Source organism: Cupriavidus sp. 05L310, assembly GCF_056398185.1.
This window is the reverse complement of the sequence record NZ_JBFTOX010000073.1, coordinates 1-19530: the sequence shown is the minus strand read 5'-3', so window position 1 is coordinate 19530 and position 19530 is coordinate 1. Positions and strand designations below refer to the sequence as shown.

At 64.8% G+C, this 19530-nt stretch carries 13 protein-coding genes; 1 reads left to right on the top strand and 12 read right to left on the bottom strand.

Translation table 11 applies throughout. The features are described from left to right. Position 1: 1 nt before the first annotated feature. The 11 genes from AC1DS6_RS36810 to aspA form a co-directional block, all read right to left on the bottom strand. On the bottom strand, positions 2-1402 hold the full coding sequence (locus tag AC1DS6_RS36810) for a cytochrome ubiquinol oxidase subunit I (RefSeq protein ID WP_441633467.1): 1401 nt from the start codon (positions 1400-1402) through the stop codon (positions 2-4). Between the two features lie 66 nt (positions 1403-1468). Next, on the bottom strand, positions 1469-2215 hold the full coding sequence (phbB, locus tag AC1DS6_RS36805) for an acetoacetyl-CoA reductase (RefSeq protein ID WP_441633465.1): 747 nt from the start codon (positions 2213-2215) through the stop codon (positions 1469-1471). Positions 2216-2243: 28 nt separating this feature from the next. Continuing rightward, the gene (locus AC1DS6_RS36800) at positions 2244-3419 is read right to left on the bottom strand and encodes an acetyl-CoA C-acetyltransferase (RefSeq protein ID WP_441633463.1); all 1176 of its coding nucleotides are present in this window, start codon (positions 3417-3419) and stop codon (positions 2244-2246) included. Positions 3420-3491: 72 nt separating this feature from the next. Then, positions 3492-4850 carry an NAD(P)/FAD-dependent oxidoreductase gene (locus AC1DS6_RS36795; RefSeq protein ID WP_477104346.1) on the bottom strand — a complete coding sequence of 453 codons (1359 nt, stop codon included), beginning with the start codon at positions 4848-4850 and terminating at the stop codon, positions 3492-3494. A 13-nt stretch (positions 4851-4863) separates the two neighbouring features. Beyond that, positions 4864-6216 (bottom strand): dicarboxylate/amino acid:cation symporter, encoded by a 1353-nt coding sequence (locus AC1DS6_RS36790; RefSeq protein WP_441633459.1) that lies wholly within the window; start codon positions 6214-6216, stop codon positions 4864-4866. Between the two features lie 46 nt (positions 6217-6262). Continuing rightward, positions 6263-8560 carry an NADP-dependent malic enzyme gene (locus AC1DS6_RS36785; protein ID WP_441633457.1) on the bottom strand — a complete coding sequence of 766 codons (2298 nt, stop codon included), beginning with the start codon at positions 8558-8560 and terminating at the stop codon, positions 6263-6265. A 114-nt stretch (positions 8561-8674) separates the two neighbouring features. Then, complete coding sequence (lpdA, locus tag AC1DS6_RS36780; protein ID WP_441633455.1) at positions 8675-10417, bottom strand: dihydrolipoyl dehydrogenase; 1743 nt, start codon at positions 10415-10417, stop codon at positions 8675-8677. Between the two features lie 13 nt (positions 10418-10430). Continuing rightward, entirely contained in the window at positions 10431-11999 is a 1569-nt protein-coding gene (locus AC1DS6_RS36775; RefSeq protein WP_441633453.1) for a dihydrolipoyllysine-residue acetyltransferase, read from the bottom strand. A gap of 20 nt (positions 12000-12019) precedes the next feature. Continuing rightward, entirely contained in the window at positions 12020-14707 is a 2688-nt protein-coding gene (aceE, locus tag AC1DS6_RS36770) for a pyruvate dehydrogenase (acetyl-transferring), homodimeric type (RefSeq protein ID WP_441633451.1), read from the bottom strand. A gap of 202 nt (positions 14708-14909) precedes the next feature. Then, positions 14910-16238 (bottom strand): dicarboxylate/amino acid:cation symporter, encoded by a 1329-nt coding sequence (locus tag AC1DS6_RS36765; RefSeq protein ID WP_441633449.1) that lies wholly within the window; start codon positions 16236-16238, stop codon positions 14910-14912. 102 nt (positions 16239-16340) lie between these two features. Further along, positions 16341-17768, bottom strand: coding sequence for an aspartate ammonia-lyase (gene aspA / locus AC1DS6_RS36760; protein WP_441633447.1), 1428 nt, complete (start codon positions 17766-17768; stop codon positions 16341-16343). A 315-nt stretch (positions 17769-18083) separates the two neighbouring features. Here aspA and AC1DS6_RS36755 point away from each other — a divergent pair, with 315 nt between their 5' ends. Continuing rightward, positions 18084-19040 (top strand): LysR substrate-binding domain-containing protein, encoded by a 957-nt coding sequence (locus tag AC1DS6_RS36755; RefSeq protein ID WP_441633492.1) that lies wholly within the window; start codon positions 18084-18086, stop codon positions 19038-19040. Positions 19041-19099: 59 nt separating this feature from the next. Here the strand turns inward: AC1DS6_RS36755 and AC1DS6_RS36750 are convergent. Next, on the bottom strand, positions 19100-19530 hold a 431-nt coding region (locus tag AC1DS6_RS36750), incomplete at its 5' end, for an L-asparaginase family protein (RefSeq protein ID WP_477104345.1).

Here is a 19530-nt window from a genome sequence, read left to right as displayed (position 1 = left end):
GTCATAGGGGGCTCCCGGTTGGCAAGGCATGTGGGGCAACAGCGCCGGATGGCGTGGCGGGCTGCGCGGCCGCATCGCCGCCAGGCAGCGCCTCCGGCTTTTCCGCCAGGTACTTCAGTACGCTGACATAGGCAACGATCAGCGCCAGGTAGACCGCGACGAACAGGGACAGCGTCAGTGCGATATGCGGCGCCGGCACGTTCGACGCTACGTCGGCGGTGCGTACCAGGCCGTGGACGATATAGGGTTGGCGGCCGATCTCGGTGACGTACCAGCCGGCCACCGTGGCAATCCAGCCGGAGAAGGTCATGCCCGCAAAGCCCCATAGCAGCGCGCGCGGCAGGCGGTGCGGCTGCCAGCCGGCGCGGCGGTAAAGCCACCAGCCCAGCCAGCTGCTGGCCAGCATCAGCATCCCCATGCCCACCATCACGCGGAAGGCGAAGAACAGCGGCAGGACGGGCGGATGCGCATCGAACGTATTCAGGCCGCGAATCTCGCCGTCCGGGTGATGCGTCAGGATCAGGCTGGCCAGCTTGGGGATCTCGATCGCCGCGTGATTCGTACGCAACTTCTCGTCGGGGATGGCAAACAGCAGCAAGGGTGCGCCACGCTCCGTGTCCCAAACGCCTTCCATTGCGGCGATCTTTTGCGGCTGGTGTTCGAGTGTGTTCAGGCCGTGCATGTCACCCACGGCGATCTGCAACGGGATCGCAGCGGCGGCGAGCGTCAGTCCGACGCGCAAGACCCTGGGCGCCGATAGCGGCGCCGTGCCCCTGAGCAATTGCCAGGCACTCAGCCCCGCGAGCAGGAAGGCGCAGGTCAGAGTGGAAGCGAGCAGCACGTGCGCGAAGCGGTAGGGGAAGGAGGGGTTGAAGATGACCTCGATCCAGCTCCTGACGTGGAACTCGCCATTGACGATTTCGTAGCCTTGCGGCGTCTGCATCCAGGAATTAAGCGCCAGGATCCAGAAGGCGCTGAGCGTGGTGCCGAACGCAACGAAGAAGGTGGACAGCAGGTGGACACGTTCGCTCACCTTGCCGTGCCCGAACAGCATCACGCCGAGAAAGCCGGCTTCGAGAAAGAACGCGGTCAGCACCTCGTAGGCAAGCAGGGGCCCGGCAATGTTGCCCACCGTTTCCATGAAACCCGGCCAGTTGGTGCCGAACTGGAAGCTCATGGTGATGCCGCTGACCACGCCCAGCGCAAAGGTCAGGGCGAACACCTTGGTCCAGAAGCGATAGGCATTCAGCCATGCATGGCGGACCTGTGGCTTGTCGCTGGCGAGGTAGCGCCAGCGGAAGAACAGCAACAGCCAGCCCAGCCCGATGCTGATGGTCGGGAACAGGATATGGAAGGTGATGTTGGCCGCGAACTGCGTGCGTGCCAGCAGGATGGGATCCATGTGTCCGGGTCTCCTCCGTGGGGGGATGATGGGGACGCTGCGAAAGGCGCGGCGTCCCGTTGCGCGTCACTGCATATGCTGCCCACCGTTGATGGCGATATTGGCGCCGGTCACGAAGGCGGCTTCCTCGGAGGCCAGGTAGATGATCAGGCCCGCCACTTCCTCCGGCTTGCCCAGCCGGCCCACCGGAATTTGCGGCAGGATCTTCGTGTTCAGGATGTCCTCGGGAATGGCGGTGACCATCTTGGTGCCGATATAGCCCGGGGAAATGGTGTTGACCGTGACGCCCTTCCTGGCCACTTCCAATGCCAGGGCCTTGGTGAAACCATGCACGCCGGCTTTCGCCGCCGAGTAGTTGGTCTGGCCGAAGGCGCCTTTGGAGCCGTTGACCGACGACACGTTGACGATACGGCCCCAGCCGCGCTCCACCATGCCATCGGCCACTTGCTTGCTCATATTGAACAGGCTGTCCAGGTTGGTGCGCAGTACGGTGTCCCAGTTGACCTTGTCCATCTTCTTGAAGGTCATGTCGCGCGTGATGCCGGCGTTGTTGATGAGCACGTCGACCGGGCCGGCCTGCTCCACGACCGCTGCCACAGCTTGCGCGCATGAGTCGATGTCGGCCACGTCGCAGGGGACCGCAAGGATGTCGTACCCGCGTGCCTTCATCTGCTGAACCCATTCGCCATGCGTGGTATTGCCGGGCGAATAGGTCACCGCGACCCTGTAGCCGGCATCGGCCATCTTGGTCGAAATGGTTTCGCCAAGGCCGCCCATGCCGCCCGTGATCAGTACTACGTGTTGCTTGCTCATGTTTTTCTCCTTGTTGTGGGATGCTGTCTTAGCGCTCGATGGCCAGCGCCACGCCCATGCCGCCGCCGATGCAGAGCGAGGCCAGGCCGCGTTTGGCGTCGCGGCGGACCATTTCATGAAGCAGCGTGACCAGGATGCGGCAGCCGGAAGCGCCGATGGGGTGCCCGATGGCGATGGCGCCGCCGTTGACGTTGATCTTGCGGGTGTCCCAGTCCATTTCCTGGTTGACCGCGCAGGCTTGCGCCGCGAAGGCCTCGTTGATTTCCATCAGGTCGAGGTCGTTGACGATCCAGCCCGCTTTGTGCAAACAGCGCTGCGAAGCCGGCACCGGACCCATGCCCATGATGGTGGGATCGATCCCTGCCGACGCGTAGGCCGCGATGCGCGCCAGCGGGGTCAGGCCCAGTTCGCGCGCCTTGCTCGCCGACATCAGCAACACCGCCGCCGCGCCGTCGTTCAGCCCGGACGCGTTGCCGGCGGTGACGGTGCCCGCCTTGTCGAAGGCAGGCCGCAGGCCCGCCAGGGCTTCGGCCGTGGTGCCGTGCTTGATGAACTCGTCGCTATCGAATACCACCGTGCCTTTCTTTGAGACGATGGAGACGGGCACGATCTCGTCCTTGAACTTGCCGGCCTTCTGCGCGGCCTCGGCCTTCTGCTGCGATGCGGCCGCGAACTCGTCCTGCTGGGTGCGCGAGATGTTGTAGGCCTTGGCCACGTTCTCGGCCGTGGTGCCCATGTGATACTGGTTGTACACGTCCCACAGGCCATCGACGATCATCGAGTCCGTCAGCTTCCAGTCGCCCATGCGCTGGCCGTCGCGAGAACCCAGGAGCACGTGCGGCGAAGCGCTCATGTTCTCCTGGCCGCCGGCGATGACGATGTCGGCATCGCCGCATTTGATGGCCTGGGCCGCCAGGTGTACCGCCTTCAGGCCGGAGCCGCAGACCTTGCCGATGGTCATGGCGGGCACGCCGACCGGCAGCCCCGCCTTGACCCCAGCCTGCCGTGCGGGATTTTGCCCACTGCCTGCGGTCAGCACCTGGCCGAGCAGGACCTCGTCGACCAGTTCCGGCTTCAGGCCGCTTCGCTCCAGCAAGGCCTTGATCACGGTAGCACCGAGTTCCGGGGCCGGGACCTTGGACAGCGAACCGCCAAACTTGCCGACCGCGGTTCTGGCGGCGGCAACGATAACGACGTCTTCCATACGATTCTCCTGCGTAGAAAAAGAGGGACTGACGGACCGGCCGGATGTCGCCGCCCGATCCTGGAATGGAACTCAGTGCAGCTTCACATGGGGTTCCGTGCGCCGGACGATCGAGCGGGCCAGCGTGTCGAGCGCGACCTTGGCGAACCCATGCAGTGCCAGCTCGTGCATCTTGTAGAGCGACAGGTACATCAGCCTGGCGAAGCGGCCCTCGACCATCATGCTGCCGCCGATGGGCCCCCCCATCATGCTGCCCACCGTGCTGAACCCGCCCAGGGATACCAGGGAACCGAAGTCGCGGTAGCGGTAGTCCGTCAGCGGCTTGCCGGCCATGCGGCGGCGGATCTGCTTGACCATGTGCGAAGCCTGCTGGTGCGCGGCTTGCGCGCGCGGCGGCACGAAGCCCCCCTTGCCTTGATTGGCCTCGGGCCAGGCGCAGGCAGCGCAATCCCCGATGGCGAAGATGTTGTCGTCGCGGCTGGTCTGCAGCGTCGGCCGGACCATCAACTGGTTGACGCGATTGGTCTCCAGGCCCGCGATATCCCTGAGGAAATCAGGCGCTTTCACGCCCGCCGCCCACACGACCAGTTCCGCCGCGAGGCGCTGGCCATCGCCGAGCAGTACGCCATAGGACAGCACCTCGGCGACCTTGGCGCCGGTCAGCACCTCCACGCCGAGCTTGCGCAGCAGGGCTTCCGTGGCGCTCGACAAGCGCGGGGGCAAGGCCGGCAGCACGCGGGGCGCGGCCTCGATCAGGGTGACCCGGATGTCCTTGTCCGCATCGACGCGGTCCAGGCCGAAGGCCACAACCTCGCGCGTGGTGCGGTGCAGTTCCGCCGCCAGTTCTACCCCCGTCGCGCCGGCGCCGATGATGGCGACGTGGAGTTGCTGGGCCAGCAGGGGCGTGGCCTGCGCGTGCGCGCGGATGCAGGCATTGACCATGCGCGAGTGAAAGCGCAGCGCGTCGGCGGGACATTCCAGCCGCATGGCGTGCTCATAGACGCCGGGCGTGCCGAAGTCATTGCTTTGGCTGCCGACGGAGATGACCAGGGTGTCGTAGCCAAAGGTGCGTTGCGGTGTGATCTGGTGTCCTTCATGGTCGACGTAGGGCGCCACGAGCACCTCGCGGCGTTCCCGGTCCAGGCCCACCATTTCCCCGACGCGGTAGCGGAAGTGATGCCAATGCGATTGCGCCAGGTAGCCCACCTCGTGGGCACTCATGTCCATGCTGCCGGCGGCGATCTCGTGCAGCTTGGGCTTCCACACATGGGTGCGGGTCTTCTCGATCAGGGTGACTTCGGCGTGTCCGCGCCGGCCGAGCGTGTCGCCCAGCCGCGTGGCCAGTTCAAGTCCGCCCGCGCCGCCGCCGACGATGACGATGCGATGGGGCCACGCCGTGGACGGGCTCCGATGGTTGGGGGCTGATGTCATCACGGTCCGCCGTTCACCGGTTCAATGTGGTACTGGCAACCGGCATGTGCGTCGCGGCCTGGTCGAGCACCACCTCGGGGTCGTCGGCCTCGCTGTCCGACTCGTTGTCCAGCGTGCGATGCATCCGTTCGACATCTAGGTCGCCGGTCCATTTAGCCACCACCACCGTGGCCACGCCGTTGCCGATCAGGTTGGTCAGGGCGCGCGCCTCCGACATGAAGCGGTCGATGCCGAGGATCAGGGCAAGGCCTGCTACCGGGACATGCCCGACCGCCGACAGCGTGGCCGCCAGCACGATGAAGCCGCTGCCGGTGACGCCGGCAGCGCCCTTGGACGTGAGCAGCAGCACCGCCAGCAGCGTGAGTTGCTGCGTCAGGCTCATGTCGGTGTTGGTTGCCTGGGCGATGAACACCGCCGCCATGGTCAGGTAGATGGAGGTGCCATCCAGGTTGAAGGAGTAGCCGGTCGGGATCACCAGCCCGACGACAGACTTGCGGGCACCCAGGTTCTCGAGCTTGGCCATCATGCGCGGCAGCACCGATTCCGACGAAGACGTGCCCAGCACGATCAGCAGTTCTTCCTTGATGTACCTGATGAATTTCCAGATCGAGAAGCCGTGGGCTCGTGCGATCCCGCCAAGCACGATAAAGATGAAGAACAGGCAGGTCGCATAGAACGTCGCCATCAACTGGCCCAGTTGCAGCAGCGAACCCACGCCATACTTGCCGATGGTGAAGGCCATGGCACCGAACGCCCCGATGGGCGCGACCTTCATGATGTATCCGACGATGGTGAACAGCACGTGCGAGAACTTCTCGATGAAGTCGAACACCAGCGTGCCGCGCCCGCCGAACTTATGCAGGGCGAAACCGAACATCACCGCGAACAGCAGCACCTGGAGAATCTCACCCTTGGCGAAGGCGTCCACCACGGTGTTCGGGATCACGTGCAGCAGGAAGTCCACCGTGCCCTGCATCTTGCCGGGCTCGGTATAGGCGGCGATGCTCTTGGTGTCGAGGGTGCTGACGTCCACGTTCATGCCGGCGCCCGGCTTGACGATGTTGATGATCACCAGGCCCACCACCAGCGCGACGCCGCTGACGATCTCGAAGTACAGCAGCGCCAGCCCGCCGGTCTTGCCGACCTTCTTCATGTCCTCCATCCCGGCGATACCCACCACGACCGTGCAGAAGATGATCGGTGCGATGATCATCTTGATCAGCTTGATAAAACCATCGCCCAGCGGCTTCATCGCCTCGCCGGTCTGCGGGTAGAAGTGGCCCAGGATGACGCCGATGACGATCGCGGTGATGACCTGGAAATAGAGGGATCTGTAGAACGGCTTCGGATGATTGTCTTTGTCCATGGTGGTCTCCTGTTTTTGGTTCGCGATCGCTGTCGGCGTTCAGATGCTAGATCCCTGCCGCCTGCGCCGTGGCGCGCTGGGAGCCGGCATCGACCGTCGCCACCGCCGTCATGTTGACGATGCGGCGAACGGTCGAGGATGAGGTCAGGATGTGCACGGGGCGCGCGGCGCCAAGCAGAATGCCGCCAACCGTGATGCCGCCGCCCGCCGCGATGCGCATCAGGTTGTAGGAGATATTGGCGGCGTCGACGTTGGGCATCACCAGCACGTTGGCTTCCGTGACCAGGCCGGAGTCGGGGAACTCTTGGTCCAGGATGGGCTTGGACAGCGCCGCATCGCCGCGCATCTCGCCTTCCATGGCCAGCGACGGGGCGCGCGATTTCGCCAGCGCCAGCGCCTCGCGCATCTTCACCGCGGCCGGGGCGGTGGAGCCGCCGAAGTTGGAGTGCGAGAGCAAGGCCACGCTCGGCGTGATGCCGAAGCGGCGGACGGCTTCGGCGGCCAGCAGCGCGATGTCGGCGATCTGTTGCGCCGTCGGGTCGAGGTTCACGTGCGTGTCGCAAATGAACAGCTGGCGGCCGGGCAGCATCAACATCTGCATGGCGGCAAGCGTCTCGCTGCCGGGCTTCAGCCCGATCGTGTCCCGCACATAAGCCAGGTGGTCCTGGAAACGGCCCACGGTGCCGCACAGCATCGCGTCGGCCTGGCCTTGCCGAACCAGCATGGCGCCCAGCAGCGTACCGCGGCTGCGCACCTCCGCCTGTGCCAGCGCGCGCGAGACGCCGTCGCGGCGGCTAATCTGATAGTACGCCTCGGCAGCGTCGCGGTAGACGGCAGGATCGAGCGGATCGATGCATTCGCAATCCTCGCCCGGTTGCAAGCGCAGGCCGAATTGCGCGATGAGCTGGACAATCACGTCGGGACGGCCCACCAGCATCGGGCGCGCGATGCCCTCGTCGATGACCACCTGCGCGGCGCGCAGCACGCGCTCGTCCTCGCCTTCCGCGTAAATCACCCGCTTCGGCGCGCGCTTGGCGGCGGCGAATACCGGCTGCATGGCGCTGCGCGACTGGTAGACGAACTGGCCGAGCCGCTGGCGATACGCCTCCATGTCCGCGATCGGGCGCGTGGCCACGCCGCTGTCCATTGCCGCCTGGGCGACGGCGGGCGCGACGGCTTCGATCAGGCGAGGGTCGAACGGCTTGGGAATCAGGTATTCGGCACCGAAGCGCAGGCCGACCGCGCCGTACGCCTGGGCCACCACCTCCGGAATCTCCGCATGGGCGAGTTCGGCAATGGCGCGCACGGCGGCCAGCTTCATCTCTTCATTGATGGTGGTGGCCCCGACGTCCAGTGCCCCGCGGAAGATGAACGGGAAACAGAGGACATTGTTGACCTGGTTCGGATAATCCGAGCGCCCGGTGCCAAGGATGGCATCGGGGCGCACGGCCAGCGCATCCTCCGGCGCGATCTCTGGCGTCGGGTTGGCCATGGCCAGGATGATCGGGTCGCGCGCCATGGTCTTGACCATCTCTGGCTTGAGCACGCCACCGGCCGACAGGCCGAGAAAGATGTCCGCGCCGCCGATGATGTCGGCCAGCGTGCGCGCGGAAGTGTCCTGCGCATAACGCGCCTTGTTCGGGTCCATCTGCTCCTTGCGGCCGAGATAGACCACGCCGTTGCTGTCGGAGACGAACACATTGCCCATGGGCAGGCCCAGGCTCACGATCAGGTCCAGGCAGGCGAGGGCGGCCGCGCCTGCGCCCGACGCTACCAGCTTGACCTCGCTGATATCCTTGCCGACATGCTTCAGCGCGTTGAGGATGGCGGCGGCGGCCACGATGGCGGTACCGTGCTGATCGTCATGGAAGACCGGGATCTTCATGCGCTCTCTCAGCTTCTTCTCGATATAGAAGCACTCGGGCGCCTTGATGTCCTCGAGGTTGATGCCGCCGAAGGTCGGCTCCATGCGGGCGATGGTTTCGATCAGCGCATCGGGGTCGTCTTCCGCCAGCTCGATGTCGAAGACATCGATGCCCGCGAACTTCTTGAACAGGCAACCTTTGCCCTCCATCACCGGCTTGCCGGCCAGCGGGCCGATGTTGCCCAGACCCAGCACCGCGGTGCCGTTGGTAATCACCGCGACGAGGTTGGCGCGCGACGTGAGGTTCATCGCCTCGGCCGGATCGCGCACGATCTCCATGCAGGCGTCGGCGACGCCGGGCGAGTAGGCCAGAGCGAGATCGCGCTGTGTGGCCATCGCCTTGGTGGGCGTCACGGAGATCTTGCCGGGCGTGGGATAGCGGTGGTAGTCGAGTGCGGCTTCGCGAAGGTTGTCGGTCATGGTTGTCTCTGTGGCTCGGTCGGGGCGCCGGAACGGCGGCAGACGTTCGTGCAATCTCTTGTGTGTGGCGGCACGACGCAAAGCGCTGCGTCGTGTGCCCGTGTCAATTTCCTTTTATTTCTTCTTCACCGGCGGCAGGTCGGTGCAATGGCCCTCAAACACCTCGGCGGCCATCCCGATCGATTCACCCAGCGTCGGGTGCGGGTGGATCGTCTTGCCGATATCGGCGGGCTCGCAGCCCATCTCCACGGCCAGGCAGATCTCGCTGATCAGGTCGCCCGCATGGGTGCCGACGATGCCACCGCCGATCACGCGATTCGTGGTGCTGTCGACGAGCAGCTTGGTGAAGCCCTCGTCGCGTCCGTTGGCAATGGCGCGCCCGGAGGCGGCCCACGGGAACACCGCCTTGCCGAACTGGATCCCTTCGGCCTTGCATTGCTCTTCGGTCTTGCCGGCCCAGGCCACTTCGGGGTCGGTGTAGGCAACCGACGGGATCTGGCGCGCGTCAAAGAAGGCGGGCTCGCCGTGCGCCGCCTCCGCCGCCACGTGCGCTTCGTGTACGGCTTTGTGCGCCAGCATCGGCTGGCCGACGATGTCGCCGATGGCGTGAATGTGCGAGACGTTGGTCCGCATCTGCTTGTCGACTTCGATGTAGCCACGCTCGGTGACGGCCACCCCGGCCTTCTCCGCGGCAATGGACTTGCCGTTGGGGCTGCGGCCCACGGCGACCAGCACCACGTCGTATACCTGCGGCGCGGGCGCCTCCTTACCCTCGAAGCTGACTTCGATGCCTGCCGGCGTGGCCTTGGCGCCAACCGTCTTGGTCTTCAGCATGACGTGGTCGAAGCGGTGAGCGTTTTTCTTCTCCCAGACCTTGACCAGGTCGCGGTCGGCACCCTGCATCAGGCCATCGAGCATTTCCACGACATCGATGCGGGTGCCCAGCGTGGAATACACCGTAGCCATTTCCAGGCCGATGATGCCGCCGCCCACCACCAGCATGCGCTTCGGGATCGACTTCAGCTGCAGCGCCCCGGTGGAGTCGACGACGCGTTCGTCGTCGGGCATGAACGGCAGCTTCACCGCCTGGCTGCCCGCAGCGATGATGGCCTTTGCAAACTTGACGACGCGCTTTGCGCCATCGGCTGCCACGACTTCGAGGTGATGTGGGTCGAGGAAGCTGCCCACGCCGGTGACCACCTCGACCTTGCGTGCCTTGGCCATGCCGGCCAGGCCGCCCGTGAGCTTCTTGATAACGCTGTCCTTGAACGCGCGCAACTTGTCCAGGTCGACCTCGGGCGCACCGTACTTGATGCCGTGGTCGGGCAGATGCGCAACCTCATCCATCACCGAGGCTGTGTGCAGCAGCGCCTTGGAGGGAATACAGCCGACGTTGAGACAGACGCCACCGAGCGTCTCGTAGCGCTCGACCAGCACCGTTTTCAAGCCCAGGTCGGCGCTGCGAAACGCGGCCGAGTAGCCACCGGGGCCGGCGCCTAGCACCAGCATCTCGCATTCCAGGTCTGCCGTGCCGCTATAGCTCGCGGCGTTAGGCACCGGCACGGAGGGCGCAGCCTTCGGCGGTGCGGCAGTCGGCGCCGCGCCGGCCGCCACACCCGTGGCCTCTACTATCAGGATCACCGAGCCTTCGCTGACCTTGTCGTTGACCTTGACCAGGATCTCTTTCACCACGCCGGCATGCGAGGAGGGGATCTCCATCGATGCCTTGTCGGATTCGACGGCAATCAGGCTGGTGTCCACGGCGATGGTCTCGCCGGGCCGGACCATGACCTCGATCACCGTGACGTCCTTGAACTCGCCGATATCCGGCACCTTGACTTCGACACGTTGGGTCATTGCAGCGCGCCCCTCAGAACAGCACACGCCGCAGATCGGCGAGCAGGTTGGCAAAATAGACGTTGAAGCGGGCAGCCGCGGCCCCGTCGATGACGCGGTGGTCCCATGACAACGACAGCGGCAGGGTCAGGCGCGAGGCCCAGTTCTTGCCATCGCCGGAGTGCTGCTTCCAGAAGCTCTTGCAGACACCCATGATGGCAACCTCGGGTGCGTTGATGATGGGCGTGAAGTTGATCCCGCCGATGCCGCCGAGCGAGCTGATCGTGAAGGTGCCGCCCGACATCTGGTCGGGCTTGAGCTTGCCTTCCCGCGCCAGCTTGGCCAGTTCGCCCATCTCCCGCGCGATGTCGGGGATGGACTTCTTGTCGACGTCGCGGATCACCGGCACCATCAGGCCGTTGGGCGTGTCGGCGGCAAAGCCGATGTGGTAGTACTGCTTGAGCACCAGGGTGTCGCCGTCCAGACTCGCGTTGAATTCCGGGAATTTCCTGAGCGTGGCCACCGCTGCCTTCATCATGAAAGGCAGCATGCTGATCTTGATGCCGCTCTTTTCCAGCTCCTTGTTCATCTGCACGCGGAACTGCTCGAGATCGGTGATATCCGCCTCGTCATGCGTGGTGACGTGCGGGATCACGACCCAGTTGCGGTGCAGGTTGGCGCCGGAAATCTTCTTGATGCGGCTAAGTTCCCTCCGCTCGACCGGGCCGAACCTGGCAAAGTCCACCTTGGGCCACGGCAGCAGGTCCAGGCCCGCGCCGCCACCAGCGGGCGCGGCGGCAGGCCTGGCGGCGGGCGTTATGGCGCCTCCCGAGCGGGCGAACGCCTCGACATCGGCTCGCAGGATGCGGCCATGCTCGCCACTGCCGCGCACCTTGCCCAGGCCCACGCCGGTCTCCCGGGCGAGCTTGCGCACCGCCGGTCCGGCGTAGGCGAGCGCGAAAGCGGGTTCGTCCACGCCACTCGAAGCTGGCGTAATGGGCGCAGGCGTCGCCGCGAGGACCGGAGCCGGCGCCGCGGATGCCACCGCCGGTGCGTCGCCGGTAGCCAGTGCCATGATGATGCTGCCTTCGCTGACGGTGTCGCCCACCTTGACGTGGATCTCCCTGACCACGCCGCCCAGCGGAGCCGGCACGTCCATGGTGGCCTTGTCGGACTCCAGCGACACCAGCGGATCCTCCGCCTTCACCGTGTCGCCGACCTTGACGAAGACTTCGATCACCGGCACATCCTTGTAGTCGCCGATGTCGGGGATGCGCACTTCGGCCAGCCCCGCAGGCGCGCTGAGCGGCGAGGGCGGCGCGCTTACGCTGGGCTTGGCGGTGCCGGCCGGCACCGCCAAGCCCATGCCCTCGAACTGCATCAGCAGGCTGCCCTCGCTGACGGCATCGCCCAGCTTGACGTGGATCTGCCTGACCACGCCGCCTTGCGGGGCCGGCACGTCCATGGTGGCCTTGTCGGATTCCAGCGAAACGAGCGGGTCCTCGGGCTTGACCAGGTCGCCCACCTTGACGAACAACTCGATCACCGGCACGTCCTTGAAATCGCCGATGTCGGGCACCTTGATATCAATGGCTTGGTTCATAGTCTTCAATCCTTGGCGTGTCAGACCGTCCACGGCGCTGCGCGCTCGGTGTCCACCGCATACTTGGCAATGGCCTCGGCCACCACCGCCGGCTTGATCGCGCCGTCATCGCTCAGCGCCTTGAGCGCGGCGATGGCAACGTGGTAGCGGTCGACCTCGAAGAAGCTGCGCAGCCTGGCGCGGTAGTCGCTGCGGCCAAAGCCGTCGGTACCCAGCACGACGTAGCGCCGTCCCGCGGCCTGCACGTATTCGCGTACCTGGTCGGCGTAGTTGCGCATGTAGTCGGTGGAGGCGATCACCGGGCCTTCATGGCCTTCCAGGCTGGACTCGACCCAGCTCTTGCGCCGGGGCTCGGTGGGGTGCAGCAGGTTCCAGCGCTCGGCGGCCATGCCGTCGCGGCGCAGCTCGTTGTAGCTGGTGGCGCTCCAGATGTCGGCGGTGACGTTGAAGTCCGCCTTCAGCAGCTCGGCGGCGGCGATGACCTCGCGCAGGATGGTGCCGCAGCCCATGAGCTGCACGCGCAGCCCGCCCTTGCCGGCCTTGCCGCCGTCCTTGAGCTTGTAGAGGCCCTTGAGGATGCCGGCCTCCGCGCCTTCGCCCGCGTCCGCGAGGCCGGGGTGCGGGTAGTTCTCGTTCATCAGGGTGATGTAGTAGTACACATCCTCCTGGTCCTGGTACATCCGGCGCATGCCGTCGCGCACGATGGTCACCACCTCGTAGGCGAAGGTGGGATCGTAGGAAACGCAGTTTGGGATGGTGCCGGCGATGATGTGGCTGTGGCCGTCCTCGTGCTGCAGGCCTTCCCCGTTGAGCGTGGTGCGCCCGGCGGTGCCGCCGAGCAGGAAGCCGCGTGCTCGGATGTCGCCCGCCAGCCAGGCCAGGTCGCCGACCCGCTGGAGCCCGAACATCGAGTAGTAGATGTAGAACGGGATCATCGGCACGTTGCTCGTGCTGTACGAAGTCGCAGCAACAATCCAGCTCGACATCGCGCCGCCCTCGTTGATCCCCTCCTGCAGCACCTGGCCGTCCTTGGACTCCCGGTAGTACATGAGCTGATCGGCGTCCTGCGGCTTGTAGAGCTGCCCGACCGATGAGTAGATGCCTAGCTGGCGGAACATGCCCTCCATGCCGAAGGTGCGCGATTCGTCGGGCACGATGGGCACCACATGCTTGCCGATGGCCTTGTCGCGCACCAGGGTCCCCAGCATCTGCACGAAGGCCATGGTGGTGGAGATCTCGCGCTCGCCGGTGCTGTCGAGCAGGCGCTGGAACGTGGACAGCGGCGGAATTTCCAGCGCATGCGACTTGCTGCGGCGGGCCGGCAGGTAGCCGCCCAGCGCCGCGCGCCGCGCGCGCAGGTACTGCATCTCGGGGCTGTCCTCGGGCGGCTTGATAAAGGGGATGTCGGCCAGTTGCGCGTCGCTGACCGGAATCTGGAAGCGGTCGCGGAAACCGCGCAACGCGTCCTGGGTCATCTTCTTGGCCTGGTGGGCGATCATCTGGCCTTCGCCGGATTCGCCCATGCCATAGCCCTTGACCGTCTTGGCCAGGATCAGCGTGGGCTCCCCGGTGTGCTTCACGGCGGCAGCGTAAGCCGCGAACACCTTCTCGGGATCATGGCCGCCGCGCGTCAGGCCCCAGATCTCGTCGTCGCTCATGTCGGCGACCAGCGCCTTGAGTTCTTCGTACTTGCCGAAGAAGTGCTCGCGTACATAAGCGCCGCTCTTGCTCTTGAAATCCTGGTATTCGCCGTCGACGCATTCCTCCATGCGCTTTAGCAGCAGGCCGCTCTTGTCCCTGGCAAGCAGCTTGTCCCAGCCGCCGCCCCAGACCACCTTGATCACGTTCCAGCCGGCGCCGCGGAAGACGGATTCCAGTTCCTGGATGATCTTGCCGTTGCCGCGCACCGGGCCGTCCAGCCGCTGCAGGTTGCAGTTGATGACGAAGATCAGATTGTCGAGCCGCTCGCGGCCGGCCAGCGAGATTGCGCCCAGGGATTCGGGCTCGTCCATCTCGCCGTCGCCCATGAAGGCCCAGACCTTGCGCGCCGAGGTGTCCGCCAGCCCTCGGCCTTGCAGGTACTTGAGGAAACGCGCCTGGTAGATCGACATCAGTGGGCCCAGCCCCATCGACACGGTGGGGAACTGCCAGAAGTCCGGCATCAGCCAGGGGTGGGGGTAGGAGGAAAGCCCGGTGCCGCCGGTTTCCTGCCGGTACCCGAGCAACTGCTGCTCCGTGAGCCGGCCTTCGACAAAGGCGCGCGCGTAGATGCCCGGTGCGCTGTGGCCCTGGATGTACAGCAGGTCACCGCCGTGCTGGTCGGTGGGCGCGTGCCAGAAGTGGCCGAAACCGATGTCGTAGAGCGTCGCCGCCGACTGGAAGCTCGCGATGTGGCCACCGAGTTCCGACGACTCCTTGTTGGCGCGCAGGATGATGGCCATCGCGTTCCAGCGGATGATCGAGCGCAGGCGATGCTCGATGGCGCGGTCGCCGGTCGATTGCGCTTCGTCCTTGGGGGCGATGGTGTTCCGGTAGCCCGTGGTCAGCGAGCGCGGCACATAGAGGCCGTCGCGCCGCGCTTCATCGACCAGCGCATTGACCAGTTGGTTGGCCCGCTCGGTGCCGCGATGCTGCGTGACCGCCTGCAGGGACTCCAGCCATTCGGCGGTCTCGACAGGATCGAGATCGCCCGCTTCTCGTGCGCTCATATTGTCTCCACGTGTTTTGTTTTGAGGTGCGTCAGATGATGCTGCGGCAGAGGGATATAGCAATCGCCGTGCCATTGCCGGGATGGCCGCGGACGGATCGCAAGTCGTTGATTAAACGGGAAACTGTTTGTGCCGGCCGGGCGGCCCGGTTGTGATTCCATATTGCGGCGCCTGGATCGTTATGAGATTTCATGTGAGGGCATCAGGGATTACCCCAGTCTGCGCGGGGGCCAGTTGCTCCGGGCTGCCGCGCGGGTGCTTCGGCGATGTCTTCGGTGTCTTCGGTGTCCGGCAACTGCGTCGGGCTCAGTTCGCCTTCCCATTTGGCGACCACTGCCGTGGCGATGCTGTTGCCGATGACGTTGGTCGCGGTCCGGCCCATGTCGAGGAACTGGTCGATGCCCAGGATCAGCAGCAGGCCGGCTTCGGGCAGGTTGAACATCGGCAGGGTGGCCGCCACCACCACGATGGAGGCGCGGGGCACGCCGGCGATGCCCTTGCTGGTGACCATCAGGACCAGCAACATGGTGATCTGCTGCGTCAGGCTGAGTTCGATGTTGTAGGCCTGCGCGATGAACAACGCGGCGAAGGCCTGGTACATCATCGAGCCATCGAGGTTGAACGAGTAGCCCAGCGGCAGCACGAAGCCGGTCACCTTGTCGGGGACGCCGAACTTCTCCATCTGCTCCATGGTCTTCGGATAGGCGGCCTCGCTGCTGGCGGTGGAGAAGGCGAGGATGGTCGGCTCGCGGATCAGCTTGAGCAGGGTGAAGACCCGCCCGCCGAGGAACAGGTAGCCCGCGCCCGTCAGCACCAGCCACAGTACAACCAGTCCCAGGTAGAAACCGCCGATAAACTTGCCGTAGGTGAACAGCACGCCAATACCCTGTACGGTAATGGCGGCGGCGACGGCGGCAAAGACGCCGAGCGGCGCAAAGCGCATCACGAAGTCCGTGACGCGCAGCATGATCGCCACCAGTTCCTCGATCGACGCGACCAGGTGATGCCCCACCTTGCCCTTGAACGATGCAATGGCGAAGCCGAAGAACAGCGAGAACACCAGGATCTGCAGGATCTCGTTCTGCGCCATGGCTTCGAACACGCTCTTGGGAAACACGTGCGTAATGAAGTCCTTCAGGTTCAGCGACGAAGTCTTGAGATTGGTGGCGGTGCCGATCTCCGGCAATGGCAGGTTCAGCGCATGGCCGGGCTGCAGCAGGTTCACAAAGAGCATGCCGAGCAGCAGCGAGATCAGCGATGCGGTGATGAACCAGCCCAAAGCCTTGATGCCGATGCGGCCCACCGCGCTCGCGTCCTTCATGCCGGCGATGCCCGCCACCAGCGTGCCGAATACCAGCGGCGCGATGATCATCTTGATCATGCGCAGGAAGATGTCGGTGACGATCGAAAAGTAGCCGGCAATCTCTTTCGCCATCCCCGCATTGGGCGCGAGGGTGTTGCAGAGATAGCCGGTCCCGATGCCCAGGACCATGGCGACCATGATCTGGGTGGTTAACTTGTTGGCTTTCATGTTGCGGTGTCTCCGGGGATTGCGGCAGATCGTTGTCTGGCCGTCGATTTGCGGGGCGGGGGCCCGCTGCTTCTTGCGGCGCTGGGGACGCCGTGACTCAGTTCACCGGGCGCGCGGCGCCAGGCTCAGCGGAGTGGGCTGCGTCAGCACTTCCGGCCGCAGGATCTGGTCGAGTTCCTCCCTGGACAGCAGCCCCTTTTGCAGCACGATCTCGTACACGCTGCCGCCGGTGGCGTGGGCCTCTTGCGCTACCGCCGTGGCGTTGGCGTAGCCGATATACGGGTTCAGGGCGGTGACGATGCCGATGGAGTTTTCCACCGTGGCGCGCAGGCGTTCCTCGTTGGCGGTGATGCCATTGACGCAACGCTCGGCCAGTGTCAGGCAGCCATTGCGCAGATGGCTGACGCTCTTGAACAGGCTGTGCGCAATGATCGGCTCGAAGGCATTCAGTTGCAGTTGCCCGGCTTCGGCGGCGAAGCTGACGGTGATGTCGTTGCCGATGACCTCGAATGCGATCTGGTTGACCACCTCGGGGATCACGGGATTCACCTTGCCGGGCATGATGCTCGATCCGGCCTGCATGGGCGGCAGGTTGATCTCGCCCAGGCCGGCGCGCGGGCCGCTGGAGAGCAGGCGCAGGTCGTTGCAGGTCTTGGAGAGCTTGACCGCCACGCGCTTGAGGACGCCCGACAACTGCACGAAGGCGCCGCAGTCCTGCGTGGCCTCGATCAGGTTCGGCGCGGTCATCAGCGGAATGCCGGTGATCTCCTTCAGGCGCTTCAGGATCAGCGGTGCATAGTCCGGGTGCGCGGTAATGCCGGTGCCGATCGCAGTGGCGCCCATATTGATCTCGCAGATCAGCAGCGCCGCTTCGCGCAGCCGCTGCTCGTCCTCGCCGAGCATCACGGCATAGGTGCTGAACTCCTGCCCCAGCGTCATCGGCACGGCATCCTGCAACTGGGTGCGGCCCATCTTCAGCACATGCTTGAATTCCTCGGCCTTGCGCTCGAACGCCCGCCGCAACACCGACATGGCGTCCACCAGCCCGAGGATGCCGAACCAGGTTGCGACCTTGAGGGCCGTCGGGTAGACGTCGTTGGTGCTCTGGCCGATATTGACCTGCTCGTTCGGATGCAGGTACTGGTATTCGCCTTTTTTGTGGCCCAGCAGCTCCAGCGCGCGGTTGGCGATCACCTCGTTCGCGTTCATGTTCGTCGAGGTGCCGGCACCGCCCTGGATCACGTCGACGACGAATTGGTCGTGCAACTTGCCGCCGAGCAACTCCGCGCAGGCCTTGACGATGGCATCGCAACGGGTTTCATCGAGCAGGCCGAGTTCATGGTTTGCCAATGCGGCTGCTTGCTTGATATAAGCCAGGGCCTTGATCAGATCCGGATAGATAGAGATGGGAGTGCCCGTGATCGGAAAATTTTCCACTGCACGCAGCGTGTGCACACCGTAATAGACATCGGCCGGGACTTCGCGATCGCCCAGCAGGTCATGTTCGGTTCTAAAAGATCCATTCGTCATCGGTGTGCTCCTCGCAGGTTTTGATGAATGAGAGGAGTGCAAGCTTATGGAAGCCACCGGCGCGTTGCGACCTTGATGCGAATTTGTCATGACGCGCATTGAGATATGCATGCCGGCGATGCTGCGCCATTAGCGGTGCCTGCTGGTTCTACGAGACAACCCGGATGCACGTGGAGGGATGTTGCAAATTTGGAATACGGCGCCGCGAAATTTGCATCACGGTATCGGGGTTCCACCAATTATTCCGTGATCGCCTTGCCGTATGATGTGACTCAGACCTTTCGCCTTCCACCCCGATGCCGAGTAGATTCCATCATGGAAACCAAGTGGCTTGAAGACTTCCTGTGCTTGGCGGAAACGCGGAGCTTTTCACGCGCGGCAGGCGACCGCCATATCACCCAGTCAGCGTTCAGCCGCCGCATCATGGCGCTTGAAGAGTGGCTGGGTGTCAGCCTGGTCGATCGCAGCGTGCATCCGGCAACCTTGACGACCGCCGGCTGGCTGTTCCGCCGCCTGGCGGCCGACCTGCTGCGTGACGCCTATGCGGCACGCGCACTGCTGAGCAGCCGGCAGCCCCTTGCCGAGAGCGACAAGGTCATCCGGTTTTCGGTGGCGCACACGCTGGTGTTCACTTTTTTTCCGGCCTGGCTCAAGTACCTGCACCGCAGTTTCGGGGCGCTGAGTGCCTGCGTGCATGCAGTGAATGTGCCCGAAGGCGTCCAGCAACTGGTCGACGACGATTGCGACATCCTGCTGGGCTACCACCATCAGCAGTTGCCGATCCTGCTGGACCCTAACGGCTTCCCGTTCCTGAAGCTGGGCGTTGAGCGCATCCAGCCGTACTCGGCGCCGGATAAGGACGGGCAGCCGATTTTCCGCCTGCCCGGCACGAGCGCCAGACCGTTGCCGTTCATGGCCTATTCATCCGGTGCCTTCCTGGGCAATGTGGTGGAGATGATCCTGCTCAATTCACCGGAGCCTTACGGGCTGCAACGGTGCTTCGAGACGCACATGTCGGAGGCCTTGAAGGCCATGGTCGTGGCCGGGCATGGCGTCGGCTGGTTGCCGGAGAGCTGCGTCAGCGACGAGGTGAGAGAGGGGCGGCTGGTGCTGGCCGGCCCGGGGGCGTGGTCGACGAGCCTGGATATCCGGCTGTATCGTTCGGCGACCAATCCGAAGCCCCTGGTCGATGAACTTTGGGCCTTTATCAGCCATGTACCGGACGCGCAAGCGATGGGACGCCTGGCGGAATCGAGCGACTGCGGCTTGTAGGGCAGGATGGGAAAGGGCCAGGCACGACACCGTCGTACCCGGCCCCGTCCGCGCTCAACTCAATACTTCCACAGGATCTTCTGCAGTTCCTGGGTGTCGTTGGTCTTGGTCAGCGCCAACGCCATCAGGATGCGCGCCTTCTGCGGCAGTTGGTCGTCGGTCACCAGCCAGTTGTACTTGTCGTCCGGCTGCTCGGCGTTGCGGATCACGGCGCCGCTGCCGGTGCGCGAGGCGCGCACGATCTGCACGCCCTTGGCGCGTGCCGCCTTGAGCGGCTCGACCATGTAGTCGCCCACGCTGCCGTTGCCGGTGGCGGCATAGACGATGGCCTTGGCACCGTTCTTCACGGCGGCATCCACGCTGCCCGGGTTGACGTTGCCGTAGGCGTACACCACGGCGACTTCCGGCAGCTTGTCGAGCTTGTCGATGTCCCATTCGGTCTGCAGGGTGTGCGGACGCGCGGGCAGGCGGAAGTAGAGCGTGCGGCCTT

Bases quoted from the DNA above. Each gene is read 5' to 3' on its own strand.
- AC1DS6_RS36810 (WP_441633467.1), bottom strand. From the start codon at position 1,402: ATGGATCCCATCCTGCTGGCACGCACGCAGTTCGCGGCCAACATCACC.
- phbB (WP_441633465.1), bottom strand. From the start codon at position 2,215: ATGAGCAAGCAACACGTAGTACTGATCACGGGCGGCATGGGCGGCCTT.
- AC1DS6_RS36800 (WP_441633463.1), bottom strand. From the start codon at position 3,419: ATGGAAGACGTCGTTATCGTTGCCGCCGCCAGAACCGCGGTCGGCAAG.
- AC1DS6_RS36795 (WP_477104346.1), bottom strand. From the start codon at position 4,850: ATGACATCAGCCCCCAACCATCGGAGCCCGTCCACGGCGTGGCCCCAT.
- AC1DS6_RS36790 (WP_441633459.1), bottom strand. From the start codon at position 6,216: ATGGACAAAGACAATCATCCGAAGCCGTTCTACAGATCCCTCTATTTC.
- AC1DS6_RS36785 (WP_441633457.1), bottom strand. From the start codon at position 8,560: ATGACCGACAACCTTCGCGAAGCCGCACTCGACTACCACCGCTATCCC.
- lpdA (WP_441633455.1), bottom strand. From the start codon at position 10,417: ATGACCCAACGTGTCGAAGTCAAGGTGCCGGATATCGGCGAGTTCAAG.
- AC1DS6_RS36775 (WP_441633453.1), bottom strand. From the start codon at position 11,999: ATGAACCAAGCCATTGATATCAAGGTGCCCGACATCGGCGATTTCAAG.
- aceE (WP_441633451.1), bottom strand. From the start codon at position 14,707: ATGAGCGCACGAGAAGCGGGCGATCTCGATCCTGTCGAGACCGCCGAA.
- AC1DS6_RS36765 (WP_441633449.1), bottom strand. From the start codon at position 16,238: ATGAAAGCCAACAAGTTAACCACCCAGATCATGGTCGCCATGGTCCTG.
- aspA (WP_441633447.1), bottom strand. From the start codon at position 17,768: ATGACGAATGGATCTTTTAGAACCGAACATGACCTGCTGGGCGATCGC.
- AC1DS6_RS36755 (WP_441633492.1), top strand. From the start codon at position 18,084: ATGGAAACCAAGTGGCTTGAAGACTTCCTGTGCTTGGCGGAAACGCGG.